A 12237-nucleotide genomic window follows, 5' to 3' on the forward strand; every position below is an offset into this window, starting at 1 on the left:
TTCCATTTCGGGATTTTATTCTCTTCATAGATTCAATCCACATGTCACCATTAATGATAATAACATATTAAAATGGATTATATTACATTTTTAATGATTTCATCTACAACATCTGGATTGAGCAATGTAGAAGTATCTCCGAGGTTTTCTGTATCTCCACTCGCTATTTTTCTTAAAATCCTCCTCATGATTTTTCCCGATCTGGTCTTAGGCAATCCTGGCACAATCTGTATCTTATCAGGCTTAGCGATAGGTCCTATAATTTTACTTACCGTCACTCTAATTTCCTGTTTCAGGTTATCTTCAGAACGACCTTCCATATCACAAATTACATAGGCATAAATTCCTTGTCCTTTAATATCATGCGGATAACCAACCACTGCGGATTCCACTACTTTAGGGTGTTCATTAATAGCATTTTCTACCTCTGCAGTACCCATTCTATGGCCAGAAACATTAATAACATCATCTACTCTACCTAAAATACGGTAGTAGCCATCTTCATCGCGCTTCACGCCATCACCCGTAAAATAATAGCCTTTGAAGCTAGAGAAATAGGTCTGCTTGCACCTATCATGATCTCCATAAGTAGTTCTTAATATAGAAGGCCAAGGGAATTTCACACAAAGGTTTCCTTCTACACTATTACCTTTAAGCTCATTACCATCATTATCTAAAATGGCCAATTGTACACCTGGCAACGGTAATGTGGCATAAGATGGTTTAGTAGGCGTAACACTGGCTATGGGAGAAACCAAAATTCCACCAGTTTCTGTTTGCCACCAAGTATCTACCACAGGGCATCTTCCTTTACCCACATGATCATGATACCAGTGCCAGGCTTCTTCATTAATAGGCTCACCTACAGAACCCAGCACACGCAAAGAATCTAGTTTATACGGCTTTAAGGCTTCAGCACCATAGGCCTGCAAAGCCCTGATAGCAGTAGGGGCTGTATAGAACTGGTTCACCTGATATTTATCACATATCTCCCAAAAGCGACCTGCATTAGGGTAAGTAGGCACACCTTCATACATAAGAGTAGTAGCACCAGCTAATAGTGGGCCGTAAACTATATAAGAGTGACCGGTGATCCAACCAACATCTGCCGTACACCAATAGACATCTCCCTGATTATATTGAAATACATTCTGAAAAGAATAGCAAGAATACACCATATAACCACCACAAGAGTGCACAACTCCCTTAGGCTTACCGGTAGAACCTGAAGTATAAAGAATAAAAAGCATGTCTTCAGAATCCATGATCTCGGCCTTATTCTCTGTAGAAACACCTTCAATGGCCTCATGCCACCAAATATCTCTCCCTTCAGCCATAGTCACTTCCTGACAAGTTCTTTTATACACTATGACCTTCTCTACTGTAGAGGTTGATTCGAGTGCTTCATCTACCACAGTCTTCACTTCTATCTTTTTCTCACCTCTAAAATTACCATCAGAGGTAAGTACCATTTTAGCTTCACAGTCATTAATTCTATCTGACAAAGATTGAGATGAGAACCCTGCAAATACTACAGAATGGACCGCACCAATACGTGCGCAGGCCAGCATAGCCACAGCTGCCTCAGGCACCATGGGCATATATATAATTACTCTATCACCTTTACCCACTCCATTTTCTTTTAGAGTGTTAGCAAACTGACAGACCATTTCATGTAATTCCTTATAACTAATAATCCTGTTATCTTCTTTAGGATCATTGGGTTCCCAGATGATGGCCGGCTTATCACCCAGCAAAAAGAGATGCCTTTCCAGGATGTTTTCAGTGATGTTTAACTGGGCATTTTTAAACCACTTTACATCTGGCTTATCAAAGTCCCATTCCACTACCTTATCCCATCGCTTATGCCAGTAAAACGCATCGGCTACTCTACTCCAAAAGTGCTCAGGGTCTTGAACACTCTTTTGGTAATCGTAAAAATAGCCACTTAATGTCTGGATTTTATTGATCATACTTTTAATTGTTGATTAGTAATATTTTTTCGCCTAAAGCCGCTTCCCTAATTTGCAAAAAAACCAGCATACGACGAAATACTACACTGCAAACGTTATCGAAAAGTATAATGTTTAATGTTCGAACAAATAAAAAAGCTCTTCACTTATCAGCGAAGAGCTTTACTTAATGATATAAATGTCTTTATTATTCTACTTCAATATAGGAGCTAAAACCGGTAAGTAAGCGTAATGCCAGTAGCACCGTTCTTTCTAAAGTAGCCCGCGCTCACCCTGTCAAGCCTTCGCTCATATTCCTTTTCTTTTTTATGACCAACAATAGCCAATACTACCCCAGTAACCGTTAGTGGCACCCCAATTACTGTAAAAAGGATTCCTGCTACTCCTTCAGGATCATCAGTAGTAACAGTGTTATTATTACTTCCGTAGCCACTCGTATCTTCCCAATCGGCCTGACTTATGAGCACTATACCAGCTGCAGTCATTACACCCCCACCAACAGCCATAGCGGTGCCTGTACGTTTTAACCTGCCGTATTTTTCTACTTTCCTTAAGTTGGTTAACTGGCTTTCATCAAACTGAGCCTTAGTAAATTCAACCGTAACTAAAACTAGTAGTAAAGCTAATCCTATTGCCTTCATCATTTTTTATTTAATATGATTTCAATGCAAGATATGGAGTTATTTAAAGAGAAAAAAGAAGAAATTAAAAATACACTTCTGCCATAACAGCGATAAGAGCTCCAAAAATAGCTACACCTAACTTTCTGGCGTTAAACAAATGGTTCGCGTTATTTTCAAATATGATAGTAGTAGAGATATGTAAAAAGCTACCACTCACTATGGCAAAAATTATGGTAAATGACTCTGGAGAAAATGCTTGATGCTCCACATAATAATCCCCCAGAACCAACCCAAAAGGAGAGGCCAATGAAAAGATCAGAAGGAATATGCCTGTCATAGCCTTTTTGCCTAGCTGGCATACCAGAATAGACATTAAAGCAAAAGCCGCCGGAGCCTTATGTAGCAAAATGCCGAACAGCAATGTTCTTGATTCATGGTGCGCATGCACCGTACTGGGGTGCGCTAATAAGGATCCTTCTAAAAACGCATGCACCGATAAAGCCAATAGCACCATGATGGCGCCACTTTTGGCATGGTTATGATTTTCTCCATGCTCATGCATATGCCCATGCTCTACACCAGAAGAGAAATACTCTAAAATAAGCTGGATAAAAAAGCCTATCAAAATATAAAGGCCTATGCTGGTAGGATCTTCAGAACGCGCAAAAAGCTCAGGCAATATGTGTATAATGGTAATGGCAAACAGATAAGCACCTGCAAATACCAATATCAACTTATAATTTATCCCTTGCTTCTGAGGTATAAAAAATGCAACTGCTCCTGGAATGGCAGCCGCTAAAAATAAAAATATCAGATTAAAAGCCATTTAAATTGGATTAAACGGCAAATATACAACATTGTTGCAGTTAGACCCGCTATTTATTCACTTCGGGCAATAAAAATCATACGTTCAGATTTTTTCTCATCGTAAGCATTTAGGTCATAATCACCAAAAAGCTTCACTGCATGCAAGCCTGCTTTGGTAAAGTAGTTAATGAAGCTTTCTTTATACAAAATTTTAACACGCTCATAAAACTTATACCGCTTACCATGATCGGTGAATTCTATATTTTTAATGATAAAGCCATCATCACTCAGCTGCTTGGATATTTTAAATTCTATACCTTCCACCTCTTTTTCCTGATAAGGTACCATATTATCCATAACCCAATGTGGATTTAAAAAATCTATCAGAAAGGCTCCTTTTGGCTTTAAGCCTTCTGCCACAGAACTTATGGTCTTTTCATTTTCCTCTTCAGTTCCGAAATAACCAAAACTGGTAAATAAATTAAGTATAAAGTCAAATTCATGGTGTGCAAATACTTCTCGCATGTCATGCTCATAAAAATGAAGCGTGTCGTTTTCAAACTGCCTGGCATATTCAATATTATGATCTGCCAGATCCACACCTACCACCTCAAAACCTTTTTCATTCATATAGACAGAATGCCTGCCCTTGCCACATGCGAGATCCAAGACTTTATGATCTGGAGTAACCTGAAAATATTCAATAAGATTATCTATAAACCTCTTAGCCTCCTCAAAATCCCTGTTTTTATAAAGGATATGATAATAAGGTGAGTTAAACCAATCTCCAAACCACTCTCTGACTACAGGTTTCATTGTTCTGCTATTTCGATATCTTCCTTCACTCCATCGGTTGTAAAATGATGGAGCTGCCCTTCGCTATCAGTATATACCAGCAAGGCATCAAACTCAGCGTGCTTTTTGAAAAAATCCATTGATTTTTCCTTTCCCATCACCATACAGGCTGTGGCCAAAGCATCAGCCGTCATACAGTCAGGCGCAAAAACGGTAGCACTAAGCAACGAGTGTTTAATAGGATGGCCTGTTTTAGGACTTAGAGTATGACCGTACATGACGCCATCGATCTCCTGATAGTTAAAATAATTACCTGAAGTAGCCATGGCTCTATCCTTTATTTTTGCGTAAGCGTAATAAAACTGATTCAGTTGATCAGACCGCGGATCTAATATGCCCACTTCCCAGTATTTATCTTTCTGTAAGTTTTTTCCTTTCGCGTAGACTTCACCGCCAATTTCTACAAATAGGTTTTCTATGCCTTTCTCTTCCAGAAAGCGCCCTACTACATCTATACCGTAACCTTTAGCCAAAGCACTAAAGTCTAGCTGCACCCTATCATCTGATTTCCAAACCTGCTTTTCATTGTAAAGCACCTTCTCCATACCCACAAAAGTCATCAGTGAATCTATGTAAGCACTATCCACTGTTATTTCCTTTTGTGGACCAAAGCCCCAGGCATTAACCACAGGCATAATGGTAGGGTCAAAAGCACCATCAGTATATTCAAATATTTTACGGCTATCTTCTAACACAGGGTAGAAAAATGCACTTTCAAAAACAAAAATCGAATCTCTATTAAACCGGGATATTTCTGACTCAGGAATATAAGTGCTTAATGACTGATTAAATACCTTGAGCAATGAATCTACTTCCTTCTGAAAGTAGCGGGTATCATCATCAAAATATTTAATGTGATACTCTATTGGTCCCATGGTTTTACCGGTAAGGTACCCTAAAGGTATTAGATTACTCTTCCTGTATTTCCAAACCAAAAAAACGGCCAGTAACAGCACCACAGTATATATGATATTTTTATATCGAAGCGTCATACATCAAAATTTGGCCTAAAATTAATGAAATTGAAGAGGCTTATCTTTATTTAGAATTATTAATTAGGGAATTATATCTTAAATTCACACTTGGAAAAAGGGAATCTAATATCTGGTTGACTAATATATGAGAGAAGACTATTTAAGTGGAGATGGAGAAGGGCTCAATGCTGGAGAAAAAGAAATTGAAAAAGCACTCAGGCCTTTAAGTTTCGGCGATTTTACCGGCCAGCATAAGGTGGTTGAGAACATTAAAATATTTGTTCGTGCTGCCCAGCAGCGGGGAGAATCTCTGGATCATGTATTGCTTCATGGCCCTCCAGGATTAGGAAAGACCACTCTATCTCATATTATAGCCAATGAGCTGGATACGAACATCAAGATCACCTCAGGCCCGGTCCTGGATAAGCCCAGTGATTTGGCTGGCTTACTGACCAACCTGGAAGATAACGATGTGCTCTTTATTGATGAGATTCACCGCCTGAACCCCATAGTAGAAGAATATTTGTATTCTGCCATGGAAGACTTCAGGATAGATATTATGCTGGATTCAGGCCCCAGTGCCAGAACGGTGCAGATCAGCCTTTCCCCCTTTACCTTAATAGGTGCCACTACACGTGCAGGGCTACTTACCTCGCCCCTGAGAGCCAGGTTTGGAATAAATGCCCGACTAGAGTATTATGATGCCGAACTTTTAAAAACCATTATACAGCGCTCATGTAGCATTCTTAATTGCCCTATTCATGAAGATGCGGCCTATGAAATTGCTCGCCGAAGCAGAGGAACGCCAAGGATAGCCAACAACCTACTACGCAGAACCCGGGATTTTGCTCAAATAAAAGGGGATGGCACCATCACTAAAGACATCGCCAAAATGGCTCTTGATGCGCTGGATGTAGATGAACATGGCCTTGATGATATGGATAATAGAATACTGTCTACCATTATAGAGAAATTTAAAGGTGGCCCTGTGGGTATTTCTACCATAGCCACCGCCTGTGGTGATGAGGCAGAAACTATTGAAGAAGTATATGAGCCGTTTCTGATTCAGGAAGGATTTATAAAAAGAACTTCTCGAGGTAGGGAAGCAACTGAGTTAGCTTATAAGCATTTAAAAATAGTGCCCCCTAATAAAACCAGAGGGCTATTTGATTAAGAAATGGTTATCATGGCAGGAGATGCCCAAAAGCCCTGCCAATAACTACCCCGCTTTTAAAGCAAACAATGAAGATGATTAGTAAAAAAAGCACAGTAAATAAGATTTGACTTTTTCTACTCTTCCCACTTAGTTTTTCAATTATAGTTTCCATCAGTTAATTATTTAGTTTTCAGGTTAGTAGACTAAAGCCATTCTTTATTACAGATCTCCTGAATTATTTTCAAAATCTTTTATCTGCTGCTTTAACCTTTTGATTTTATGGCCATACAGCAGGTTTACCAGCCAATTAATGAGCCAGGAGACTAGCGCTGCTACCAACAAAGCTCCTAAGATCACTAACCATATTTTATAATTAAACCAAAAGTCTACACCACCAGCCTGTGTGTACCCAACATGTACACCACGCATAAACGCAATGGAGCCAATAACCGGAAAAATCAACCACATTAAGATTTTATAATGCAAAAGGAAAACATGCAAATACCGGTAAGTGGCCTTTAACCCCTGCAGCACATTTTGGCTATAATCAAACCCTGAAGTTTTGTTGATGAGCATTTTGTAATAAAAGAAATAACCAGCACTAAACACCAGCTGCAGCAAAGCCAACCACCACATTTCACTGATCGCTAACCAAACAATTACCAAAGGGCTAAATAACAGATTGATCCAAAACTCTATTTTTAACACCTTGCTTATGCTACGAAGCACGCCCTCAGACTGAGACTCCAATCGATCAAAATCTGGAGACAGCAAAGCTTCATCAGCATTATTCCATAATTCCTTCAGGTCTACATTCATCTTATTATGGATTTAAGTTGATTTTTGGCTCTATTCACTTTTGCGCCCACATTAGTAACTGTTATTCCCAAAATGTCAGCCATCTCTGTATAGCTCTTATCTTCCAGGTATAGTAATAAAATGGCTCTATCCGTATCCTTTAATTTCTTCATAGCAGCATATAGTTTGGCCAGCTGCTCTTGCTGCGGATCAATACCTTCCTCAGGTATATCATTAGGCAGTATCGAAACGGTTTCCACTCGCCTTTGTCCCTTTTTAGAAAGAGAGAGGCAAACATTTAAAGTAACCCGATACACCCAGGTAGAAACCTGAGAATTGCCTTTAAACTTTTCATAAGATTTCCACAGTTGTATAGTCACCTCCTGCACATAATCCTTCATCTCTTCAGGGTCACGTGCATAGGCCCTGCAGATGCGGTTTATGATCCGTAGATTATCACTTACAAAATTTTCAAAAAAGGTATCCGATCCCATGAGTTTGAATTCGGGAGGTTAGTAAGTTAAATCTCAAATTTATTACAAGCGAAGGAAAACTTTTTTCAATAAATGTTCATTAAGAGAATTTTTAGACAAAATCTATCTTTGTAGCGTGCAGTCAAAAAGTGAAAGAAGCCAAATTATTAAAAAGATAGCTCATGACTTGGGGTTTATGTTTTGCGGTATAGCCAAAGCTGAATTTCTGGAAGATGAAGCCCCACGCCTGGAAAAGTGGCTAAAGCAAAACATGCACGGCAAAATGAGCTACATGGAAAATCACTTCGACAAAAGACTTGACCCTACCAAGCTGGTTCCCGGAGCCAAGTCAGTGGTAAGCCTGGCTTATAACTACTATCCCGAAGAGAACCTGGCCAAAGAAAATAGCTTTAAAGTGGCTAAATATGCTTACGGAAAAGATTATCATTTCGTAATAAAAGAAAAGCTCAAGCTCTTTCTTGAAATGATCAGGGAAGAAATTGGTGATGTAGATGGTCGTGTATTTGTAGACTCAGCACCAGTAATGGAACGTGCCTGGGCCGAAAAAAGTGGGGTAGGTTGGATAGGGAAAAACAGCCTGATTTTAAGAAAACAAGCCGGCAGCTTCTTCTTCCTGGCTGAGCTAATTATAGATTTAGAATTAGAGCATGATGGCCCCGTGAAGGATTACTGCGGCACTTGTAGCGCTTGCATGGATAACTGCCCCACAGACGCCATTACGGAACCCACCGTGATAGACGCTAACCGATGCATCTCATACCTAACCATAGAACTCAAAGACGAAATACCTAAAGAACTGCACTCTAAAATGGAAGATTGGGTATTTGGCTGCGACATATGCCAGGATGTGTGCCCCTGGAACCGATTCTCTAAAGCTCACCAGGAGCCACAATTTAAACCACATCCTCAGCTTGGCGATTTAGACAAAAAGGAGTGGAAAGAACTCACCCGAGAGCTTTTTAACGAAATCTTTAGAAAATCCGCGGTAAAAAGAACAAAGTACGAAGGACTGATGAGAAACATACAAGCAGCTGAAAATGAAGGTGATAGTTAGCCTTTACATGTCTAATCATTGAGAAATTTAGGAAATGATCATCATTACTGAAATAGTGGTTTCATGATCTGGCTAACAACATTGAGAATAAATATTCGTATTATATTAAATCTCAATTATTTCACAATAAACACGCCAGTATGAAAGCATGCCACCTATTTTTACTTTTAGTACTCTGTATAATAAAAACGAGTACTTTTGCTAACCCTAATAAAGACAGAGATACAAAACTCTTCACCCTATGTAAAACATGGGGTCTGGTAAAATATTATCACTCTGAAGTTCAAAAGGGTAAGATTGATATGGACAGCGACGTCCTGTCTATGATTGATAAGATCAATAATGACCCTGAAGCAGATGTTAATGTTTTAATTAGTGACTGGTTAAAGGAAATAGGACCGCATAAGAGTTGTGAAAAATGCATCACTCCAGAGGATATTCAATTTGTAAAAAATTTTAATGATTCATGGATAGAAAGCAATTCAATATTAAATAACGACAATAAAGGGTATTTATCAACTCTCATTGGATCACCTGTAAAGGATAACCAGTTTTACGTCAATCAGAATTCCAAAAGTAAAAGGACTGAAATAACTCATGAGAAAAAATATACCTTAAAAGACGTTGAAGATCAGAGCATGAGATTACTCCTTCTTTTTAGGTATTGGAATACGATTGAATACTTCTTTCCTTATAAGTTTATGATGGATGAAGACTGGGATGACGTGCTAAGAGAATTTATACCTGATTTTATTAAAGCCAATACTATCAAAGATTTTCAGTTGACCTTTTTAAGACTAATAGTAAAAATAGACGATAGCCATGGCAATATGTTTACAGATGAAATCTATGATTTTTTTGGAACCAAATATGTACCTGTAGCTTTCGCTATAAGAGATAATAAGGCCCTAATTGTCGACTTATTAAATGAAGATTTATCGACTAAAAATAATCTTCAAAAGGGTGACTACATTATCAAAATAGGAGACTTCAGTATTGAGGATAAAATAAAGGAGATAAGCCCTTATCTCCCCGGTAGTAATTTGGCTAATAAAAGTTTGAACTATCGGTATAGTGTTTTAAATGGCAATGAAGACACTGTCAGTTTAACTCTCGTCAGGGGACAAGATACTATTCAGCAGTATGTGCAAAGATATACACTTGAAGAGATTAATTATCAATATCCTAAATCAGCTAAATGGGAAATGCTGGAGGATAATATCTTATATGTCAACCTTGACAAACTAAGGTATGATGAGATAGATGATCTCAAAATTGAACTCAAAAAAGCAAAAGGTGTAGTAGTTGACGTGAGAAACTATCCAAAATACTTAATGAAACGTTCATTTGTAGGCCTTTTCAAAAGTGAGGAATCGGATTATTACAAGTGTATAGTTGCAGACTTTAATAGGCCTGGGATGTTTAAATATAAAAAAGCCAGAACCTCTGGGCCTGTAGGCGGTTATCAATTTGAAGGTCCTGTTGTAGCACTCGTAAATTCCAGAACCATAAGTCATTCGGAATTTATAGTTATGGATCTTCAAAGTTGTGAAAATGTTACGGTTATAGGCACCCAAACTGCTGGAGCTGAAGGTAATGTAATTTCTTATGAAGTAGTTGATAAGATGTACACAGCCTTTACAGGAATAGGCATATTCTACCCAGACGGTAGCAATATTCAAAGAAGTGGTGTGAAAATCGATATTCCGGTAGAATATACAGAAGAAGTCCTGATAAAAGGTGAAGATGCTGCTCTAAAGAAAGCTATTGAATTCCTGAGTACGGATGATCTATAATATGTGAGAAATTCAATATTTATAAATATTGTAAAACATACAAGCAGCTGAAAATGAAGGTGATAGTTAGCCTTCATTTTCAGCCTACTCATTTTATTATTTCAGTTCTACTACAATTACTCCATTGGCCGCTGTTTCGCCAAACTTCTCTACTGCGGTCTCTCCTTTGTAAACATTTAAGCTCTTAATATCTGCAGGATTCAGATCTTTAACAGAATCCACTTCTTTAAGGCCAGATGCTGTTTTAATATAATATTTTGGCCCTGAATCTGCCTGCACCTGATCAATTTTAAGCACAACCCTTGGATTCTCATTGATAGGAGTTATAAAATTATAGGATAGCTGCCCATCGGCTTCTTTATATTTATTAAGTTCTTTTTGTTGAGCAGCCGTTAATTGATTCTTGATCTCAATAAGCATAGATAGTCGTATTTTTTTTGCGTCCTTTTCCAAAACCAACATTTTTTCCAGCATATCAATAGATTTTTCAGAATCTACATGACTACCTTCCAACATTTGCTTCATACTGACCTGGTAAGCATCCATATCCCATTTTAAAGAATTAAAATTGGCCATATGATCGGCATGAATTTTCTTAATTGCAGTCACCTGTTTATCAGTAAGTTTAATTTCATTACGGTATTTCATTACCAGGTCAGCACTATACAGCTCCTGTTGAAATACATCCTGACTAAACCCCACCCATGAAATGGAGGTGAGCCATACGAGCATTAGTATCTTTTTCATATTCTTATCTTGTTTAAAAATCGTTTATTAATGAAGCAGTAGGAGATTCCCACTCGCTAACAGCAGTTTCTTCTTTTATCAAATAATCAGAGCTTAATGATGGCCCTGTCTCTATAATAATGCTCATTTCAGCGACATTCTCTGCAGCCTTTTCCTTAGAAGGAAGCAATGTATAACCTATACCTGCCAGCACCACCACCGCCAATGATGAAAAAACTAAGGAAAGTCTGACCCTCCTCTTGCGCTTCGCCGGAAAGGCAGGAATTTCTATACTCTCTTCATCTTGCTTCTTCATATTATTGAAGAATTCTTTCATTAATTTCTCATCTTCCATAAGCATATTTATCTTGAATCAGCTCTTTCAATTTTTTCTTTCCGCGGTCATAATGTGTACGCACCGTACCTAAACTCACATTTAAGACTCCGGCAACTTCTTCCAGCGTGAGGTTATGATAAAAAACCAGCAGAAGCACTTCTTGCTGCCTCTCAGGGAGTAGTTTCAATAAGGCCTCATAATTCTCCGCTTCCGTTTCAGAGGTGTCATTCTGCAGCATTGAAATATCAGCCATATCTAAACTGGAAAACTTACTCTCCTTCTTTAGCAAATCAATAGCTGTATACTTTACAACAGAAAACAACCAGGTTTTCACCGTTGACTTACCTCGGTATTTAGCCCTCCCCTCTAACACTTTCAAATACACTTGCTGCAACACTTCATTAGCCGTATCACTATCATAAAAACAGCACTGACGAGCCCAAAGGAAAGCTTCCTTATGCATAACTTTTAATTGGTGCTCTAACTCTTTTTGTGTCATTCTTACCCCTTAGTCTGGCTTGCTGCTGATTTATATGACAAGCCATGAAATAAATTTAAAAAAATTTCGCGCCCTTATTTATTTCTAGATTGTAGAAGATATATGATTTAATTTTAATATATTAGTTCTACAATCTAGAATATAA

13 protein-coding genes are annotated in these 12237 nt (G+C 38.2%); 3 read left to right on the top strand and 10 right to left on the bottom strand.

Annotated features, from left to right (window positions below):
- Positions 1-77: 77 nt before the first annotated feature.
- The 5 genes from acs to LVD15_RS06340 all read right to left on the bottom strand — a co-directional run bounded on the left by acs (position 78) and on the right by LVD15_RS06340 (position 5250).
- The gene (acs, locus tag LVD15_RS06320; RefSeq protein ID WP_233779461.1) at positions 78-1973 is read right to left on the bottom strand and encodes an acetate--CoA ligase; all 1896 of its coding nucleotides are present in this window, start codon (positions 1971-1973) and stop codon (positions 78-80) included.
- Between the two features lie 209 nt (positions 1974-2182).
- On the bottom strand, positions 2183-2617 hold the full coding sequence (locus LVD15_RS06325; protein ID WP_233779462.1) for a hypothetical protein: 435 nt from the start codon (positions 2615-2617) through the stop codon (positions 2183-2185).
- 61 nt (positions 2618-2678) lie between these two features.
- Positions 2679-3422, bottom strand: a complete 744-nt coding sequence (locus LVD15_RS06330) for a ZIP family metal transporter (protein WP_233779463.1) — start codon at positions 3420-3422, stop codon at positions 2679-2681.
- 53 nt (positions 3423-3475) lie between these two features.
- Complete coding sequence (locus LVD15_RS06335) at positions 3476-4219, bottom strand: class I SAM-dependent methyltransferase (RefSeq protein WP_233779464.1); 744 nt, start codon at positions 4217-4219, stop codon at positions 3476-3478.
- Positions 4216-5250 carry an FAD:protein FMN transferase gene (locus LVD15_RS06340; RefSeq protein WP_233779465.1) on the bottom strand — a complete coding sequence of 345 codons (1035 nt, stop codon included), beginning with the start codon at positions 5248-5250 and terminating at the stop codon, positions 4216-4218. The genes LVD15_RS06335 and LVD15_RS06340 overlap by 4 nt, the downstream gene beginning before the upstream one ends.
- 127 nt (positions 5251-5377) lie before the next feature.
- On the opposite strand from LVD15_RS06340, the gene ruvB reads away from it, so the two are divergent.
- Complete coding sequence (ruvB, locus tag LVD15_RS06345) at positions 5378-6406, top strand: Holliday junction branch migration DNA helicase RuvB (protein WP_233779466.1); 1029 nt, start codon at positions 5378-5380, stop codon at positions 6404-6406.
- Positions 6407-6607: 201 nt separating this feature from the next.
- On the opposite strand, the gene LVD15_RS06350 is transcribed toward ruvB, so the two are convergent.
- Both LVD15_RS06350 and LVD15_RS06355 read right to left on the bottom strand, forming a co-directional pair.
- On the bottom strand, positions 6608-7207 hold the full coding sequence (locus tag LVD15_RS06350) for a LapA family protein (RefSeq protein WP_233779467.1): 600 nt from the start codon (positions 7205-7207) through the stop codon (positions 6608-6610).
- Entirely contained in the window at positions 7204-7680 is a 477-nt protein-coding gene (locus tag LVD15_RS06355) for an RNA polymerase sigma factor (RefSeq protein WP_233779468.1), read from the bottom strand. Before LVD15_RS06355 ends, LVD15_RS06350 begins: the two co-directional genes overlap by 4 nt.
- Before the next feature lie 115 nt (positions 7681-7795).
- Here LVD15_RS06355 and queG point away from each other — a divergent pair, with 115 nt between their 5' ends.
- Complete coding sequence (gene queG / locus LVD15_RS06360; protein ID WP_370687401.1) at positions 7796-8734, top strand: tRNA epoxyqueuosine(34) reductase QueG; 939 nt, start codon at positions 7796-7798, stop codon at positions 8732-8734.
- Between the two features lie 140 nt (positions 8735-8874).
- Entirely contained in the window at positions 8875-10530 is a 1656-nt protein-coding gene (locus LVD15_RS06365; protein WP_233779469.1) for a S41 family peptidase, read from the top strand.
- A gap of 96 nt (positions 10531-10626) precedes the next feature.
- On the opposite strand, the gene LVD15_RS06370 is transcribed toward LVD15_RS06365, so the two are convergent.
- Genes LVD15_RS06370 through LVD15_RS06380 form a run of 3 tightly spaced genes read right to left on the bottom strand, consistent with a single transcriptional unit; the run spans position 10627 to position 12092 of the window.
- Positions 10627-11277: a Spy/CpxP family protein refolding chaperone gene (locus LVD15_RS06370; RefSeq protein ID WP_233779470.1), complete on the bottom strand. Its 651-nt coding sequence runs from the start codon at positions 11275-11277 to the stop codon at positions 10627-10629.
- A 13-nt stretch (positions 11278-11290) separates the two neighbouring features.
- Positions 11291-11611: a hypothetical protein gene (locus LVD15_RS06375; RefSeq protein WP_233779471.1), complete on the bottom strand. Its 321-nt coding sequence runs from the start codon at positions 11609-11611 to the stop codon at positions 11291-11293.
- Positions 11601-12092, bottom strand: coding sequence for an RNA polymerase sigma factor (locus tag LVD15_RS06380; protein ID WP_233779472.1), 492 nt, complete (start codon positions 12090-12092; stop codon positions 11601-11603). The genes LVD15_RS06375 and LVD15_RS06380 overlap by 11 nt, the downstream gene beginning before the upstream one ends.
- Positions 12093-12237 lie beyond the last annotated feature (145 nt).

This window comes from Fulvivirga maritima (assembly GCF_021389955.1).
GTDB classification, from domain to species: domain Bacteria; phylum Bacteroidota; class Bacteroidia; order Cytophagales; family Cyclobacteriaceae; genus Fulvivirga; species Fulvivirga maritima.